General features: G+C 70.0%; 9 protein-coding genes, 1 tRNA gene and 7 pseudogenes. 3 read left to right on the top strand and 14 right to left on the bottom strand.

Annotated features, from left to right (window positions below):
- Nucleotides 1-40 precede the first annotated feature (40 nt).
- The 3 genes and pseudogenes from FF86_RS54235 to FF86_RS62930 all read right to left on the bottom strand — a co-directional run.
- Nucleotides 41-496 (bottom strand): toll/interleukin-1 receptor domain-containing protein (locus tag FF86_RS54235; protein ID WP_242419223.1); only part of this gene is annotated, 456 nt, incomplete at its 5' end.
- A 1-nt stretch (nt 497) separates the two neighbouring features.
- Nucleotides 498-1,356 (bottom strand): annotated as a pseudogene (locus tag FF86_RS54240) (toll/interleukin-1 receptor domain-containing protein); the annotation flags it as partial.
- A 1-nt stretch (nt 1,357) separates the two neighbouring features.
- Nucleotides 1,358-1,558, bottom strand: a pseudogene (locus tag FF86_RS62930) (effector-associated domain EAD1-containing protein); the annotation flags it as partial.
- 456 nt (nt 1,559-2,014) lie between these two features.
- Between FF86_RS62930 and FF86_RS21270 the strand changes: the two are divergent.
- Nucleotides 2,015-2,959 (top strand): hypothetical protein, encoded by a 945-nt coding sequence (locus tag FF86_RS21270; RefSeq protein WP_044886558.1) that lies wholly within the window; start codon nt 2,015-2,017, stop codon nt 2,957-2,959.
- A gap of 100 nt (nt 2,960-3,059) precedes the next feature.
- On the opposite strand, the gene FF86_RS67335 is transcribed toward FF86_RS21270, so the two are convergent.
- Both FF86_RS67335 and FF86_RS67340 read right to left on the bottom strand, forming a co-directional pair.
- Nucleotides 3,060-4,465: DUF4407 domain-containing protein (locus FF86_RS67335; protein ID WP_396229983.1), on the bottom strand; the 1,406-nt coding region annotated here is incomplete at its 5' end.
- A 1-nt stretch (nt 4,466) separates the two neighbouring features.
- Nucleotides 4,467-4,766, bottom strand: a pseudogene (locus FF86_RS67340) (DUF4407 domain-containing protein); the annotation flags it as partial.
- A gap of 625 nt (nt 4,767-5,391) precedes the next feature.
- On the opposite strand from FF86_RS67340, the gene FF86_RS21280 reads away from it, so the two are divergent.
- Nucleotides 5,392-5,464, top strand: a tRNA-Arg gene (locus tag FF86_RS21280).
- A 271-nt stretch (nt 5,465-5,735) separates the two neighbouring features.
- Here the strand turns inward: FF86_RS21280 and FF86_RS21285 are convergent.
- From FF86_RS21285 to FF86_RS21295, 3 genes and pseudogenes are all read right to left on the bottom strand, one after another.
- Nucleotides 5,736-6,355: IS5 family transposase (locus tag FF86_RS21285; RefSeq protein WP_396229984.1), on the bottom strand; the 620-nt coding region annotated here is incomplete at its 5' end.
- Nucleotides 6,356-6,368: 13 nt separating this feature from the next.
- Nucleotides 6,369-6,575: pseudogene (locus FF86_RS54250) on the bottom strand (transposase); the annotation flags it as partial.
- A gap of 2,079 nt (nt 6,576-8,654) precedes the next feature.
- Nucleotides 8,655-9,650: hypothetical protein (locus tag FF86_RS21295; protein WP_206778987.1), on the bottom strand; the 996-nt coding region annotated here is incomplete at its 5' end.
- Between the two features lie 1,784 nt (nt 9,651-11,434).
- On the opposite strand from FF86_RS21295, the gene FF86_RS21305 reads away from it, so the two are divergent.
- Nucleotides 11,435-11,857: effector-associated domain EAD1-containing protein (locus FF86_RS21305; protein WP_242419224.1), on the top strand; the 423-nt coding region annotated here is incomplete at its 3' end.
- 839 nt (nt 11,858-12,696) lie between these two features.
- On the opposite strand, the gene FF86_RS54260 is transcribed toward FF86_RS21305, so the two are convergent.
- From FF86_RS54260 to groEL, 6 genes and pseudogenes are all read right to left on the bottom strand, one after another.
- Nucleotides 12,697-12,969 carry a GyrI-like domain-containing protein gene (locus FF86_RS54260; protein WP_242419230.1) on the bottom strand — a complete coding sequence of 91 codons (273 nt, stop codon included), beginning with the start codon at nt 12,967-12,969 and terminating at the stop codon, nt 12,697-12,699.
- A 5-nt stretch (nt 12,970-12,974) separates the two neighbouring features.
- A pseudogene (locus FF86_RS54265) lies at nt 12,975-13,323 on the bottom strand (hypothetical protein); the annotation flags it as partial.
- A 96-nt stretch (nt 13,324-13,419) separates the two neighbouring features.
- Complete coding sequence (locus FF86_RS21315) at nt 13,420-13,968, bottom strand: transposase (protein WP_236706625.1); 549 nt, start codon at nt 13,966-13,968, stop codon at nt 13,420-13,422.
- 2,104 nt (nt 13,969-16,072) lie between these two features.
- A pseudogene (locus FF86_RS32290) lies at nt 16,073-16,231 on the bottom strand (DDE-type integrase/transposase/recombinase); the annotation flags it as partial.
- Nucleotides 16,232-16,311: 80 nt separating this feature from the next.
- Nucleotides 16,312-16,716, bottom strand: a 405-nt coding sequence (locus FF86_RS54270; protein ID WP_304438165.1) for a TCP-1/cpn60 chaperonin family protein, incomplete at its 5' end; no start/stop codon positions are given.
- Between the two features lies 1 nt (nt 16,717).
- A pseudogene (groEL, locus tag FF86_RS54275) lies at nt 16,718-16,935 on the bottom strand (chaperonin GroEL); the annotation flags it as partial.

Genomic DNA, 16,935 nt, shown 5'->3' on the forward strand with positions numbered 1-16,935 from the left:
ATCGCGGCTGCGAGCCAGGCCCGCGGGCTGTCGCCGCGGGTCAGGTCCGCGGGGGAGAGCCGGGGAAGGGCGGCGCCTCGCTCGGCCGGTATCGGCCCTCGATCGCCCGGCGGATCCCGTCGACGAAGGTGCGCCGCGCCTCGTCGCCATCCAGGTCGACGAGGTCGATGGAGTTGATGCCCTGCAGCAGCCCCTCGGCCTTCGAGCGGTTCGCGGCGACCCGCACCGGGATCAGGCGCCGTTTCATCCCGGTCGGGTCCGACCTCCAGGCCGTCTGCCACTCGGCCTGCACCTTTTCCGAGGCCAGGTAGTGCTCGGAGAGGATCACGAGGGTCCGCTTCGAGCGGGACACCGCCTCGTCGAGGCGCCCCACCAGGTGATCCCCGGCGACGACGTCCCAGGTGTCGAGATGCACCTGGAAGCCCTGTTGCTCGAGCTGCCAGGCACACCACTCACCCCAATCGCTGTCCTCCTCCGCGGCGGAGACGAGAAAGTCNCACCCGGCCGCGGTGCGCGGCTCCTCGGCGACGATCGACGCCACCGGCGGCGGAACCGACCGCTGATCCGCCGCGGGCACCCGCGGGCCGTCGGCCGGCCCCTCGCCCCCCGCGGGCACCTGGACCCAGGCGGGGCCGGCGAGGCCGGGGACGCCCGTCTCGACCCGCCGGAACGAGCCGGGATCCAGATCGCGCCGCCGTCGATCGACGGTGGCCGCGAACAGCGTGCCCGAGATGATGACGGCCATCTCCGTGGTGGGGAACTCCCCGAGCAGGCGGCTGAGGGCGGGCGTGTCGACGAGGCGCGAGGCCGCCTGGGCGGCGTCACTTCGGGCGGCGTCACCTCGGGCGGCAGCGCTGTCGTCGGCGACGGCCCGCCCCTGGTGCAGCGCGACCCGCAGCCGGACCCGACCGCTCTCGCCCCGCGGCCGGTTGTAGGTGTGCAGCACTCCCCGCAGCTCCCGCACGAGATCCGCGACCACGAGCTCCGCCGGCACGTCGTCGCGGACCGCGCCGAGCAGCCCGCCGCCCCGGTCCTGGACACTCACCGCGTCGGCCGGCAGGTCGCAGTGCTGCGCGGCGAGGCCCACGAGCTGGCACAGTCCGTCCCGCCAGGCCACCGGCACCCCCGCCGGGCCGAATCGAACCGGATCGATGGCGAACAGGACACCGCCGGCCGGCGCGTGCACCTCCCCGGAGCCCGTCCCGGGCGGGCCCGCCGTCGGTGCCGCACCGTCGGCCGGGGGACCCGCGGCCGGTGCCGACCCGGCCGGCTCGACGACCGCGGCGAAGACCTTGTTGGCGGGGTAGAGAGCCGCCGCCACCGCCAGGATGTTGGCCCGGCCGTCCGCCAGCACCCNCTGGCGAAGCTGGTGATTGACGTCATCCCAGAACTCCAGGGGGGTCTGGGACGTCCAGGACGGCTGCCGCCGCCGTTCCAGACCGGCCCGTTCGAGCATCGCCATGGCGGTGGACGGGCGGTGGAAGGCGTTCGCGAGCGTCTCCACCTCGATGTCGGTCAGCCGTTCCGTCACCGCTCCCCCCGAACCGTCCCGCCGCACCGGCAGCCAGACCTGGCGAGCGCCGCACCGCCGCCGTCCGCGCCGGGTTCCGCGACTCCCGCCGGATGCTGCTGGCCGATCTTACGTTGCGACCGACTCGGGCGCGCATAGCGTGCATTCACCGGCACAATCGGTCAGACATCCGGTGGCGGGCAATGCCGCACNCGGGCCGCCGGGGGCATCCACCCACCGGCGCCCGGGGCCGGGTGAATCGGCCGTTCGTGGCGGCTTGACCGGGCAGCCGGGCCGCTCCATACTCCAACGAATCTGTCGCTTCGAGCGTATGAACCATGACGGAGAGTAGCCCGAGGGCCTGCTCGTTCCGGCGGGGGATGTTCGCTGCCGGCGCCGTGTCGGGGGGCACCTTATTTTCACTGTCCGTCCTGTGCGTATCGACGCGCGCGGCGCCGTGCCGCGCGCCGCGGACGCCGTCCTCCGGGCTCGGGGAGCGCGGCTGTGACGGCGCCGGCGGGGCAGCCGACGCAGCTCGCCCGCATCGGTCTGTGGGGCGCCCCGCAGAGCGGGAAGACGACCTTCCTCGCCGCGCTCAACATCGCCGCGATCAGCCAACCCACCACCCCGGGCGGCCCATCCTGGATCGTCATCGGCGGCGACGACGACGCGGGGGCGTTCCTGTCCGAGAACACCGACCTGTTGCAGAGCCGGCACGTCTTCCCCTCCGCGACCCCGGGCCTGACGGCGCTGAGCTGGCGGTTCATCGGTCCGGCGCGGGGCGGCCGGCGTGCGGGCCGCCCCCTGCGCCGCGGCCCACGGCCGGAGAACACGGTCTTCGCCGTCGAGTTACTGGACGCGCCCGACGAGTGGGAGCTGCTGCTCGACCACCTGAGCAGGTGCGACGGGCTGGTCTATCTGTTCGATCCGGTCCGGGAAGAACGCAACAGCGACGCCTACGAGTTCTTCCAGCGCACCCTGGAGCAGGTCACCCGGCGGTGTTTCGAGGCCAACCGCCTGCGCGGCGGAAAACTGCCGCACTTCCTGGCGGTGTGCGTCACGAAGTTCGACGAGCCCGCGGTGTTCCGCCAGGCGTTCCGGACGGGTGTGGTACTCACCGGCGACGAGCCGGAGCGCATCCCCCGGGTGCCCGACAACCTCGCGAAGACCTTCTTCGACCGGCTGTGCGACGAGGGTCATGAGGGTTCGGCCCGGCTGGTCCGCGGGAGCATCAACACCTTCTTCCATCCCGACCGGATCTCCTATTTCGTCAGCTCGTCCGTGGGCTTCCACATCGGGCCGTCGGGGTACTTCCGCGCACACGACTTCGCCAACGTCGTCAAGACCAGCGGGGAGGCGCGCATCCGCGGCGCGATCCGGCCGATCAACGTGCTGGAGCCGTTCCTCTGGCTGGAGGAGAGCACGCGGTCGGCCCCCCGCAGGAGGTGAGCGCGCCGGTGGCCGGGAACGCCGTGCGCCTGCCCGGCGGACGGCGGCATCGGCGTCGCGCGGCCGTCGGTCAGGTGGCGCCCCGCACCGCTCACGCCTGTCATGCCCGCCGCCGGTCGTCGTCGCTCGGGAGGGGCAGGGTGTCGCGGCGCGGCAGCGGCGGGTCGTAGCGGGTGGTCAGCGGCTCGTGGTCCGGGGTGACCGTGGGCTCGTCCCCGTCGTAGGTGAGGTCGTCGTCGTAGGTGAGGTCGTCGTAGGGGAGGTCGTCGGGGGTGCGGCTGGCGAGATCGGACCGCGTGGGCGGCGCCGGCGGCCGGTTCGGCGGCACGGGTCGGCCAGGCCGGGCGGCCGGCCTTTCGACCGGCGTCTCCCAGCCCCGGTTGCGCCCGGACGGGCCTGGCGGACCGCCCGGTACCTGGAGGCTGCCCGTCCCTGGCGGCGGTGCCGTGGCGACATAGTCGTCGAAGGAGTTGTGGATCCGGCCGAGCTCGCGGTCGCGCCAGGCGTCCAACGCCGCGTTCGCGACCTCCTCCTGGACCGCGACCGTCCGCCGGGCCAGCCGCTCGATCGCCGGATCCTTCTGCTCCCGTGTCACCTGGGCCTCGAGGTAGGCGTCCTGGCCGTCGAGGAGCACGGTCGCCCGCCGCCGCGCCGACATCTCCTCCTCCGCGATGAGCTGGTTGCGCTCCTCGATCGCGACGACCTTCTCGTAGGTGGTCAGCTTGCCGAAGGACATCAGGAACTTGACCAGGATCGGCAGGCATTCGATCGCGGTGATGAACAGCAGCAGCACCAGGTGCGCGTTGGCGAGGGTGCGGTGGTCGGGATCGCTGGTGATGCGGTCCAGCGCCTCCATCCGGATGAGCAGCCCGGTGTTGTCGCCGTTCTGGCGGTTGAACGCCGCCCGGTCGTTGCGCTGCCCGGTCTCCAGGGCGGCGATCTGGGCGTTGAGCGCGGGAAGCTGGTTGTTCGCGTTCTGCGTCGCGCTGGACCGGCCGGCCTGCTGGCGGGACCGCGCGGCGTCGACGGCGGCGGTCAGCTTCGGCTGCAGCTCGTTGATCTGCGCCTGGATGCCGTCGCGCAGCGAGACCTTGAGCCGGTAGTTCGAGCCCTGCCCCGCCTTGTTCGGCTGGCCCGGGCAGGTGCCGAGGCTCTCGCAGAGCACGTCGGCGTTCGCCTGGGCCAGCCGGGTCTGCAGGCCGTCCATCTGCCGCTGCAGGGGGGCGACCTCCGGGTCGGTGCTCACGTCCACCCCGGTGGTGCCGACCTTGACCAGGGCGTCGCGCTGGGCGCGCAGCCGGGTCAGCTCCTGGTCGCGCGGGTCGGTGGTGATCCGCTGCTCGAACGCGGCCGCGTCCTCGGCGTGCATCTGGGTGATCTCGGTGTCGATCTCCGGCTGGAAGATCCGCAGGACCAGGGGGGTCGAGATGACCAGCCCGATGAGGATCGCCAGCACCAGCCGCGGCAGCATGAGCAGCGCGTTGAGGTACCAGTGGTCCTGGCGCTNCACGGACGCGACCAGCCATCGGTCCAGCGCCATGATCGCCAGACCCCAGCCGAGCCCGACGAGCAGGCAGACCGGGATCGGCAGCTTCAGCGCCATCCGCAACGCGAACGTGGACGAGAGGGTGGCCATCGCCGCCGTCGTGAGCACCGCGCTGCCCACGCCCACGTACTTGGCCCGGTCGTGCCGCAGCCGGCCGAGGATCTCCCGGTCGGCGCCGGACAGCCAGAGCAGGAACCGGCTCACCGCACGTCCACCTTCCGCCACGACGGCCGGGCCGACCACCACGGCCGGGCCGACCATGGGGCCGTGGGCCCGGCGCCGGCCGGCCTGGGTGCGCCGGCCGCCCTCGGTGGGGCCGCCGGCCTGCTGGGCAGGGCAGCCGTCGCCCAGGGTCGGCGGGGTTCAAGGCGGTGCAGGGCATCAGCGGCGGGCAACCGTGGCTGGAGATCGTCTGCGCGCAGCCCGGCCATCCTCGATCCGTCCGCAAGGGGCCAACAAGATCACTGCCCGCGAGGATGAAGCCCGGAGTCCAGCACGCCCGAACGTCCTGGTTCATGCGGGACGTCGAAGCCTCTCTCCCCCGAGAGCCCCTCATGGTACGCGGAACACGTGCACGTAGCGACCACACCGATGCGTGTTGTGGTAGCCGCGTCATGCTGCCAAGCTGTGCCGTCGCTCGCCGGCCGGCCCCGCCGCCCGCGTGCCCGCCTTCCTCCCGTCTCATCGGCACCTTCCCGGTGAGCCGCGCGGACGGCACGGGAGCGACCCGCGACTCCGTCGCGGGCACTGGCCAGGCGGGATGCCCCACGTCCGCCACTCACCACGAGCATCGGACAAACTACAGATGGCCCCACGTCGACGCGGTCCCTGAGTCGCTCCCGCGGTGCTGTAAGCTGGCACCGCCGGCCACCACGGTGGCGGGCGCGCGCTCGTAGCTCAACGGACAGAGCATCTGACTACGGATCAGAAGGTTGGGGGTTCGATTCCCTCCGAGCGCACGCACGGTTGAGACAGGCCAGAGCCCCGCACCCCCATCCAAGGTGCGGGGCTCTGCCGCTTTCGNACCCATGTGTGCTGCAGTCTGTGCTGCCTTCGGCGGGCGCCGTCGCGATGGTCATCGTGCGAGATCTCGTCTCCGCGCCGCTTCGTAGCGGTCGCGGGGTCGCGAGGCGTTCGGCGCTCCCACCCTACCTGGAGATCACATCTGTGACCGGGCCGCGCTGGGCCCGGAGGCGCTTGGCTCTGAGTACCTGTCCTGAATCTTGATGGTCATTGACTCTCGGTGGTCTTCCTGGGGGCCCAGCGTGGGACGGGGGTGCCGTGGGCGAGCCGGCGGGCCATCGTGCGGATCATGGCCCAGTAGACGAAGGCGGCAGAGCTGGCCGGGTCGCGTTCGTAGTCTCGAGCGAGGCGACGGTGCGCGGTGATCCACGCCAGCGTGCGTTCTACAACCCAGCGTTTCGGGAGCGGCCGGAAGCCTTGCTGGCCTTCTTCCTTCCGGACGATCTCAACGGTGGTCCTCACGACGTCCGCCGCCCAGGCGACGAACCGGCCGGCGAACCCTGCATCGGCGACCAGGAAACGGCAGGTCGGGGTGGTGAAGTAGTGGTCGACCAGCAGTTGGCGGGCGCCGTCGCGGTCCTGACGGCCGGCGGGGACGACACGCACGGCCAGCAGCAGACCGAGGGTGTCCACGACGATGAACCGCTTGCGGCCGTTGACCTTCTTTCCCGCATCATAGCCGCGGGTCGGGGCGGCCACCGTGGCAGCGCCCTTCACCGACCGGGAGTCGATCACCCCGGCGGTCGGTGTGGCGCTACGGCCCTCGGCCTGGCGGACCTCACCGCGCAGCCCGTCGTGGACCGTGATGGTGACGCCCGTTTTCTTCCNCCGCTCGAAGANCCCGTAGACCGTCTTCCAGGGCGGGAAGTCCGCCGGCAGCGCCCGCCACACGACGCCGTTATGGGTCACATAGAGGATCGCGTCCACGATGTCACGCCGGTCGTGCTTCTCGGGCCGGCCGTCCTTCGACGCCACCGGCAGCAGCGGCTGCACGTAGGCCCACTCCGCGTCCGTGAGATCCGAGGGATACCGAACAGAACGTGCCATCTCCACGACCTACCAGCCCCACCGGCAGCCCGAAACCTCCCACCCCTACGGCACTCTCCGCACCTCAAACCAAGATTTAGGACAGGNACTGAGGCCGGAGGTGGCGGATGAAGCCGACGACGCCTCGGTTGATCACGCATGATCGGCCACCCAAGCTTCCTCGTCCGGCGAACGCAACAGTCCCACTGCGCGATGCTGGGCTGCGGGGGCCGGTCCGACGCTGGACGGTCCCGCAGCCGTTTATTCGGCAGATCTACCGTCCCCGATCTCTGATACTGGAGACATGGCGGACGACCACGACCTGAACCGCGTAGTCGGGCGGGATGATGAGCGCGGGCCGGCCGAGGTGATGGTCCATCGGCCCGGGACGGACGGCGGCGTCTCGGCGCGGGTAGANGGCCCACCGGGTCAACGGATTCTGCGGGCTGACGTATGGCGCGCCGACGGTGTGATGGCCGGCGACGAAAACATTCAGAGGAACGTCTCTTACCTGCGGCTGGACGAACCTCGAGTGACGTGCGATTCGGCGATCGTGGGCGCGGCGTCGATGCGGGCGTTCCACGCCTTGACGGAGAATCCGGGCAGCTCGCTGCGGCGAATGGAGTTCCAGCGGGCGCTTACACGCCAGCGTAATATCGGCGCTGCGGCGTCAGGGCGGGTGGCTTATGGGGCGGCGCGCGGTCCGGCCCGGGTGATGTCCTACTCGGTCCGGGTACGCTCCTCGTGCGGCGTCGTCGTAGGAGACAGGAACGTCCAGAGCAATCGTTTTAATTATACGATGAAGACGCCTACTCTCTCAATTCACGAGATCGCGGCATTCCGTCCCAAAGTCGCCAGTATGGTGGTTCGGTTGGTTGCCCGACCCGACGACGAGCAGCGAATTCGGGCTCTCGGCAAGGAAATCGACCGTGCGGTACATGGCCTTGGAGATCGGCTTTGGCTCACCCCAGCCGTTCAGTCGGCGCCCGGATTGGGCCGCTGCGCCGGAATCGTCATCGGCCGAGACAACAAGCAGGTCAACACCTCGCAGGTGCGGGTGCGCTCGGTTGACGTTGATGGCGTCGTAGCGTCATTGCGCGAGCAGGCTTCCGATGCTGCCGAGATTCGACGTCTGGACGCCGAATACGCCAGGCTCGCCGCCCTGCTCGACGGGCCGGCCGCCGGCGTCCCGGTCGACCTTGCGGCCGTCGGCGAGGAGGCGATCGCAAACCGGAATCGTTACCTGGAGATCCAGGAGCGCCAGCTGGCCCGGTTCGACGACGAGGCCGTCATCACGCGCGGAGACCGGGCCGAGGTGGCCCAGCTGCTCGACGCGGCGCGGGTCGCGGTCGCGGTCCATGCAGCGAGCGTGGAGGTCTGGCTGGCTGAGGCCGCCGACCCGCCGTCAGTGCCCGAGCCATCAAAGGGCATCCTTCTCCGCATCGCCGAGGCCCTCGGGCTGATCCGCCCCCGCGAGCCGGATGCTGATATCGCAGACATATCGACCCTGGACGGGATCGACTTCACGGCGACGCCAGTTTGGCCGGACGGGCCTGAGCCCTCAGTGCCGCGGGAGCCGGTTCGGCCGGGGGAGCCGGAGCGGTGGGGGGAGCCGAGCGAAGCGTCACCTCCGGAGGAACCGGACCCGTTGGATCTACGGGATGTGACTCTCCCGGACGAGCCCGGGCTATTGGTGCCGGCGGAGTCAAGTGAAACGCCACTCCTGGACGGGCCGGATCAGGTAGATCTATGGAACGTGGGGCTTACGGATGCGCTTGAGACGTCGGTTCCGGGGGGGCTCAGCGAGATGTCACTCCCGGAGGGACTGAGTCCATTCGACTCATTGGGCGTCACGTTTCCGGGCGGAACGGAGCCGATTTCTTCGTGGCATTCGGTGGTGGAGGCCGCCGCCGCGCCGGGTTCATCGGATGACTGGATAAGATCAACTCCGCCATCGTCGTGGGACCTCTGGCCGCCAGCGCTCCTTGATACTGCCAGGCACGACGACATCCACGGGCCCGGGAGGATCGTCGACATGAATGGCAGGGACGACGTCGACGATATTGATTACATTGACGACATCGGGAGCATGGGCTGGTTCTAGGTAGAAGGTGAGGGATCGGCCGCGCTCCGCGGCGGCCGTCTGCGTAGTTCCCGTTCGAGATCACGCCGCACCATCGGGGTCAGTTCCGCGCGCAGCTCGGTTTTGATGCGCTCGATCTCCTCCGCTCCGACCTCTGCCCGCAGTTCATCGCCCATTGCTTGGCGTAGCTCTTCTTTCAGCCGCTCGCGAGCCAGCGCCAGTTCGGCGGCTGACCGCTCGGCGTCCCGTCGGGAGCGGAGCCACGGCCCGAGCTCGATCGCCTTGGCCGCCCCGGCGGTCAGGGTGGCGGTGTCAGGACCGGGTCCTCCGACGCCGATCAGCCCGCGCAACTGCTCGGATCTCAGTAGATGAACGTGGGTGCCGTCCCCGTCGGTCACGCACAGAAGCGGCCCGAGTAGGACCGAGGCCCGGGTCGCGGTCGCGGCGGCGAGCAGGAGTCCGGCCAGGGCATCGTCGGGCGACGGACCGCTGTCCGTGTCCAGAAGCGCGACGCGTTCCTCGATGCGCGCGGCGAGTCTGCCGATCGCGGCCTGTCCCGGGGCGGAGGTCATACGCAGCGCGATGGCCCGTCGACCGCCGTCGAGCCGCGGCTCGGAGACGTGGACGATCTCCAGGTCCAGCTCGGTCGCGGCGCTGGCATACAGGCTGAGGATTGTTTCGCCGTCGGCGTCCGGAGATAGCAGCAGATGGCCCGGCAACCAGGGCAGCGTGGGAGGCACCCCGAAGGTCTGGGCGGCGCCGATCTCCCAGGTCGTGCGGGCGAGCTGGGACTGGTTGCCCGCCAGGCGGGGGAGCGCCTCCCGTTCGACGGCAGTCAGCCGGTCGGCCAGGTCGCCGACCCGGCGCTGTACCTCACCGAGCAGCTCGGATAGTCCGACGACGCGGGTGCCGACGGTCACCTGCTGGCCTGCGAGCTCCGCGTGGTTCTTCTGGAGCTGGTCGAATCGCGCCGCCGATCCGTCAATCCGCTTACCAAGCTCGTCGAACCAGGCNGAGATCTTGTCGAAGCGGCCGTCAAACGTGTTCAGTCGGCTGACCGTCACGTCGGGCTGGCCGGCACGCTTGTCAACGGCGGACAGCTGCGAGCGCAGGGTCGCCAGCTCGGCCCGGACGTCGGAAAGCCGCTGTTGGTCGTCCCGCAGCCTCGTCTGGAGTTCCCGGACGATCTGCAGGGCCCAGGCCGCGCCGACGACGATGGCGATCAGGACCAGCAGGTAGACGACGAACAGAGCGGTGTTCACGGCGGAGAATCACTCCTGGCACGGTCGGCTCGGTCAGGCCCTGGGATTGCGTCGGTCACGTGGACGCCCCGAGCCCGCGCGAGGCCGGCATCCAGTTGGCAGCGGCGGTCAGGGACCCGGTATGGCAGGTCCCCCCCGACCGGGCAGATCGTCGAGATCCCGGCGCTGGGGGGCCGTCGGCCAGGCCAGTCGGTCGGGATTGATTTCGCTGGGTGGCTGCCTACGAACCGGCTCGATATCCGGCCAGCGCGGTATCGCGGCCGCCCGCGGTTCCAGCCTGGACAGGCGGCCCAGCGTCGTCGGGTCGGCGAGCCGGCGGGTCCGGGCGGCGCGCAGGACCGCAAGAGGGCCGTGTTTGCCTCGTTCGCTCTTGATGTCATCGATCCGCTTGCGCAACGAATCGAGCTCGGCCTTGATCNCCGGTTTCCGGTCAGCGTGCGGCGACTCCGGTCGTTGCGCCCGTTGCAGCCGTTCGGTCTGCAGGACCAGGCACTGTTCGGCCCGCTCGATCCGCGTCAGTTCCAGCTCGTCCCGGCGTCGTGCCACTCCGGTGTCCAACGAGCCGGCCGTGCCAATTTTCCTCAGTTCGTCGTGGTCGCGCCGGTCCTCCGCGTCGAGGAGCGCCAGCTTCGCCCGAGCCCCCGACTCAAGCGCCTCGAACCGAACCCGGACGATGACCGCCTTGACATCGACGTCCCGGATCCGACTCTTCGTGATGGTCGTCTGCCGATTAGCTGTCCCGATCATGACGCCCCCGGTCCGCCCGGATCCAGCCGCGATCATCCGGGTCAGCTCCTGGGACCGTTCCAGGATGCGGCTCATCGCATTGACAAGGCGGTGTTCCAAGACCGGGTTGTCAGGCGCGGCGACGAAATCGGCCAACCGGTAAGCGAGGGCCGGCTCGTCCCGGAGAAGAGACTCGACGGCGATCACGGAACGGGTGAGTCGGTACCGGAGATGATTGGTCTGATGATTCCCGTCTCCGATGACCACGCCGCGGGATCCCCGGACCCGGACCGCACACGCGCGCACCCGCGCCCGTCCGGGAAGGCCTGTCCGGCTGTCGGTGAAAACGACCTGGCCCCGTCGGTGCGCCGGCGGGACGGCCACCGCTTGGCGGAACTGTTCCCGACGTACCCAGCTGGTCGGCCGTTCCAGCAGCGCTTCGAACCGGCGGGTGAACGCGGCACCCCGGACCGCCGGGTCGAACGACACGATCGGATGATCCACCTGGTAGTGGAGATAGTTCCTCTGGACGTTGCGCACGCCGACCATGACGCCGTCGGCCTGAACCTGCACCGACATGTCGATGTCATCTCGTTGTCCGGTCGTCCGGACGCAGAGGCCACCAGCGGCTCCCACGTGCGCGATCTTGATCATTCCGTTGTCTCGGTCGGCCGCCACCGCCACCTCCGTCGTCCGCCCAGTCACCACTATTCCAGGTCAACGGTCTCCCCACGGCGTATTCGCGGGGAGAATGGAACGGAACGGGCCGCGCGCAGCGCGGGCATCTCCAGGACCCGGAGGATGGACAGATGACCGAGCGGCTCACGGACGGCGAGGTTCAGGCGCTAGCGGGCGCCTTCGCGAATTCCCTCTCGGCGCGCCAGGTCCTGGAGGCGGCGGGCCTGGCCGTCGCGCGGCAGCCCAACTGGGGGGACACGACCTCCCTGAGGTTCTGGCGAGAGGTCAACTCCCTGCTCGGCAACGGCATTCTGCCCGAGGGCCGCCGGCAGGTGCTTGCCGCAGCGGCGGCCGAGTTCCCCGCGAATCCGGTCTTCGCCCAACCGGATCTGGACGGCGCCTCTGAAGTGCCGGCGCCAGGCGGCCCGGACCGGCCTCGTCACCCGGACGCCGAGGTATGGGACGGTTCGCCCACGTTCCCGGTCAGCATCACCGACTCGATCGGCGTCATGGTCGGGTCCGGCAACGTGCAGACCCTGAACTTCGGTCCGATGNCGGACGACGCCGATCGCCCCTGATCACGGCCCGGATCCTACGTCAGTCCATCTCGCCGGCCACGCTGGTCGAGGACACCTCTCTCCGCTCCGCTGGCGAACCTGTGCGGTGCCAGAACTCGCTAGCTTTGACCTGGAGTCCTGGCTGCTCGTTCGTATTCGTTGATCAGGCCACCAAGGATGGGCCGGCGCTTGATCCGTTCCTGGGGCGGGCCGGCAACGATGTAATCGGGCCAGGTCGAGGTAGGTCTGAATCGGAGCGGACCGTTGATGNGCCTACAGCATCGTGACCGATAGCATCCAGTGTAAATGTGTGCGCGATGCGTAGCATCATCGGCAGGGCCGGTTGGGGATGTTTGGGTGCGTTGCCGAGCACACGCACGGTTGAGGCAGGCCAGAGCCCCGCACCCCCATCCAAGGTGCGGGGCTCTGCCGCTTGAAGATCTCTTGTACTGCAATTGTCTCCTGGGTCGGCATGTACGGGCGGTACTGGCCGCCAGCGCGGCCGTACGGTCCTGCATTCGGCTCGCCGCGGGGTCGCCCACAGCTCCCCAGCCCGGCCGCACCGCGGGGGCCAGGCCGCGCAGCAGCCCCCACAGTACCGAGCCCTTGCCCGGCCCCGGTCGCCCCCGAGATCAGGACATGGGAGCCGCGCACGGGCGGCGTCCAGGGGGTCCGTCCGCGCAGCGGCCGACCGGCATCGCCGCCGACAGGTCCGCCACCAGCTCAGCCGTTCCGGCGAACCTGGCGCGTGCGTATATCGATCGAGGCCTCGCGAAATATCATTATCGCTCAATTCGGTCGGAATAGGTACTGGCCCTTGGGGACCTGGTACCGCGCTACTTTCGAGCGGATCCGACCGGCTGGCGGATGATCGTGCGCAGCCGGCTCGGGTCCGTCCGGCGGGCATCAGACAGATAGATCTCATGGTGACGCCCCCGGAGGACGAGACCTTCAGTCGGCATGAACTCGTCGTGCATCCGGGAGATGGTCGGGCCCTCTTCGTCGTACGGTCCAACGTAGAGAGTCTGAACGCACTTGCCCTCGAGAAACTCCTCGAACCGCACCTTCTTCACTGCACTAAGGTTCTTCTTCTCGTGGACCCGTTCCAGCGCCNCATCAAAGATCTCCAAGGTGATCCAGTCGGGTTGAAAGATCATGAGGGTCCAGTCCCACCGGTCCTTGTCTTGAGTGTGGAAGACCTGCAGGTCCTTCGCGGACCACAGGCCCTCCAGCGGAGCGACGGTGTGCGTCCGCTTCAGCTTGTCCTTGGCGACGGCACGCACAGCGTAGGAGGTCGTGTAGAGAGCGGTGACCACCTCCGCGTACTCCGGCGAGGTATTGGGATCGCCGTGGCCGTCCACCATGAGGAAGTTCGCCCGCGCTACGTCGACGATCTCGAACTTGTTCCGCTTCGACGAATAGAGCCTGGGACGTTCCTTCTTGACGTCGAAGTTGCTGTGCATCAGCGAGTCCCTCCCAGCGCGTCGAGCAGTTTCGCTGTCATCAAGCCTAGTGCTGCAGTCAGGCCGTCGTAAGTTATCGGGTGGGTGTGTCGCGCGTCAGACTTTCTGGCACCCGCACCACCCAAATCCGCTCACCGGTTTCTTGGTCTCGCGCCTGCACATCCCGGCAGGCTCGCCTTCACCTTGTCGTAGTCGTTCGATGCCTCCATTCCGTGCGGGGTGCCAGAACTCGGCCACCGGCCTTGACCTGGAGTTTTGGGCGGCTCGTTCGTATTCGCTGAGCAGGCCGCCGAGGACGGGCCGGCGTTTGACCCGTTCGTGGGTGAGGTCGGCGATGGGGTGGTCGGGCCGGGGCGGATGAAGGCCACGGCCGCGATGGGGTCGTCGTCCGTTGCAGTGGGCCGCGTACTCGGTCAGGACGGTGCGCAGGTGCCGCTCACCGACGATCAGTATCCGGTCGGTGACCTCGGTCCGGACGGTGCGGACGAATCGTTCGGCGTAGGCGTTCGCGCGGGGTGTTCGGGGTGGGGTCTTGGGGGTGGTGATGCCGGCGTCGGCGAGGGCCGTGTCGAACGAGGCGGTGAACTGCCCGGCCCGGTCACGGACCAGGACCTGGAAGTCGGCTGCCCGGTCGCCGAGGTTCATCAGGAGGTTCCGGATCTGCTGGGTGGTCCAGGGCCCGTCTGGATGGGCGGTGACCCCGAGGATGTGGATGTAGCGGGTATCGACTTCCAGGACGAAGAAGCAGTCCGGGCTCGGGCCCAGGCCGGTCCGGGCGGGTCGGGATCACAACCTCGGCCCGACCCGGCCGACCTGCCCGACCCGCCCGGGAGGGCCGACTCTTCCCGCGGAACGGCCCGCGGCCCTGATACCTTGCGCGGCGATGAGCCGGTGGAGCAACCCGTCGAGTCGACGCGGATTCCTCGGGCGGACAGGCGGGCTCGCCGCCACCGCCGGGCTCGCCGCTGCTCTGGGGGACGGTCTCACCTGCCGCGACGGCTCGGCCGGCAGGCCGCCGGCCGGCAGAACCCAGTCCGACGGCACGACGCTGTCCGACGGCACGACGCCCCGCGGCGCTGCCACCGGCTATCCGGCGCCCGGGACAATCACGGCGGACGACCTCGTCGACGCCGGGACGCTCTGGTCCTGGACCGAACGGATGGCCGGCCACGGCCCCCGCCTGCCGGGCTCGGACGCGCACCGGCGCCACATCGACGACCTCGCCGAGCGGCTGGCCGGCTACGGCCTCACGGTGACCCGCCATCCCACCCGGCTGTCCGNGTGGCTCGCCGACTCCTGGTCCCTGCGCGTCGTCGACGGCGACGGCCGGTCGCACACCGTGCCGGTCGCCGCCTACCGTCCGCATTCCGGCGAGACGCCGGCCCGGGGGGTGACCGCGGCCGTCGTCGACGTCGGCGCGGGCGACGAGCCCGACTACCGGCGCACGCCGGTGGCGGGCGCGATCGTGCTCGCCGACGGTGCCGTCGCCCGGCTGTCCGCCTCGGTGCTCGGCGACCTCGCCGACCACGTGCATCCACCCGAGGCCCGTTCCGGCCTCGCGAACGAGGACTACTCGCGGGTCTGGCTGGGCGTCCCGCCGCAACCGAGCCTGGAGACCGCCCGACGGCACGGCGCCGTCGCGATGATCGAGATCCTGCACCTGTCACCGGCCCTTGCCGCCGGCCAGTACACGCCGCACCAGCAGGAGCACGCCGCGCTGCCGACGCTGCACGTCGATGCCGAACAGGGCGCCCGGCTGCGGTCCCTGCTCGCCCGCGGACCGCTCACCGCGACCCTGACCCTGACCGCGTCGCGGCGGGAGACCACCGTCGACTACCTGACCGCCCTGCTGCCGGGCTCGGGAGCACCTCCGCCGGCACCGGCACGAACACGGGCACCGGTACCCGCACCGACCCCAGCGGGGCCCACTCGGGCGACCGGTGCGGCGGAACCCCGCCTGACGCCCGGCGCCGTGCTGGTCGCCACCCACACGGACGGTCAGAACGCGGTCGAGGAGAACGGCGGCCCGGCGCTGCTGGCGCTNGCCGAGTACTTCAGCCGGTTCCCCGCCCGCGACCGGCCCCGCGACCTGCTGTTCCTGTTCTCGCCGAACCACATGGTGTCCGAGGCGGCGACGGTGAAGCCGGACGCCTGGCTGCGCGGGCATCCGGAGATCATGAACAACGTCGCGATGGCACTCGCCGCCGAGCATCTCGGGACCATGGCATGGGACGACCGGGGCGGGACGGCGGCCTACCGGCCCACCGGCCGGTNGGAGCTGGTCACCGTTCCGGTGGGCCACAGCGACACGCTGCGCGAGCTGGCCATCGACGAGGTGAAGGCCAGCGACCTCACCCGCTCCGCCGTCCTGCGGCCCTTCCAGAACGGTCTGTACGGGGAGGGCACGTTTCCCTACCGGCTTGGCATCCCGACCATCGCGTTCATCAGCGGTCCGGCCTACCTGGTGCAGGTCGCGCCCGGGGACAACCTCGACAAGCTCGACCGTGCGCTGCTACACCGGCACACCCTGTTCCTCGCCCGGCTNCTGTCCCGGATGCTCGCCCTGCCCACCGCCAAGCCCTGACGTCCCACAAGCCCTGACGTCCCACGACCAAGTACGGCCCCACCGCGTGATTGCCGTCGACACGCAGTCGACCGCATCTCTCGAACTCCCTGATCCGTTGTGGTCCGTGGACGACCTGTACCCGAGAACGCCTGGTCGACACGGGCCGTGCTAGCCAACCCACTTGTCCTGGGTAGACCGGGCCTTATCGGTGGTGACGTCGACCGGTCGACGCCCATGGGCCAATGCCTGGGTGAAGAACCTGCGGGCGGCGGCCTGGCCGCGACGGGTGCTGGCGAGGACGTCGATGAGCTGTCCGTGCTGGTCGACGGCCCGGTGTAGGTGGGGCGCCGGTCGCGGTGCGTGGCCTGGACCGCCCGCGGACCCCACGATGTCGGGGCCTGCGGACGGTCCGGCGCGACGGCTCAGAAACCCTGACTGCGCATGGCGGCGTCCACGTTGGCGGCGTCGGCCGCCGCATATTCCGGGGTGTTCGCCACGACAACCTCGGTGGTGAGGAACAGGCCGGCGATCGACGCGGCGTTCTGCAGCGCGGAGCGGGTGACCTTGGCGGGGTCGATGATGCCGGTGGCGATCAGGTCGACGTACTCGCCGGTGGCCGCGTTGAGGCCGTGGCCGGTCGGGAGGTTGCGGACCTTGTCGACCACGACGCCGCCCTCGAGACCGCTGTTGAAGGCGATCTGCTTGATGGGTGCCTCGAGCGCGAGCCGGACGATGTTCGCGCCGGTGGCCTCGTCGCCGGACAGGTCGAGCTTCTCGAAGGCGGTGATCGACGCCTGGAGCAGCGCGACGCCACCACCGGCGACGATNCCCTCCTCGACCGCGGCCTTCGCGTTCGACACCGCGTCCTCGATGCGGTGCTTCTTCTCCTTCAGCTCCACCTCGGTGGCCGCACCGACCTTGATGACCGCGACCCCACCGGCGAGCTTCGCCAGACGCTCCTGGAGCTTCTCACGGTCGTAGTCCGAGTCCGACTTCTCGATCTCGTTACGGATCTGGCTGACCCGACCGGCGATCTGGTCCGGGTC

Source organism: Frankia sp. CpI1-P, from assembly GCF_001421075.1.
Classification (GTDB): Bacteria; Actinomycetota; Actinomycetes; order Frankiales; family Frankiaceae; genus Frankia; species Frankia torreyi.

Coding starts and splice junctions, on each gene's coding strand:
- FF86_RS21315 (WP_236706625.1), bottom strand. CDS start 13,968: ATGAACCTCGGCGACCGGGCAGCCGACTTCCAGGTCCTGGTCCGTGAC.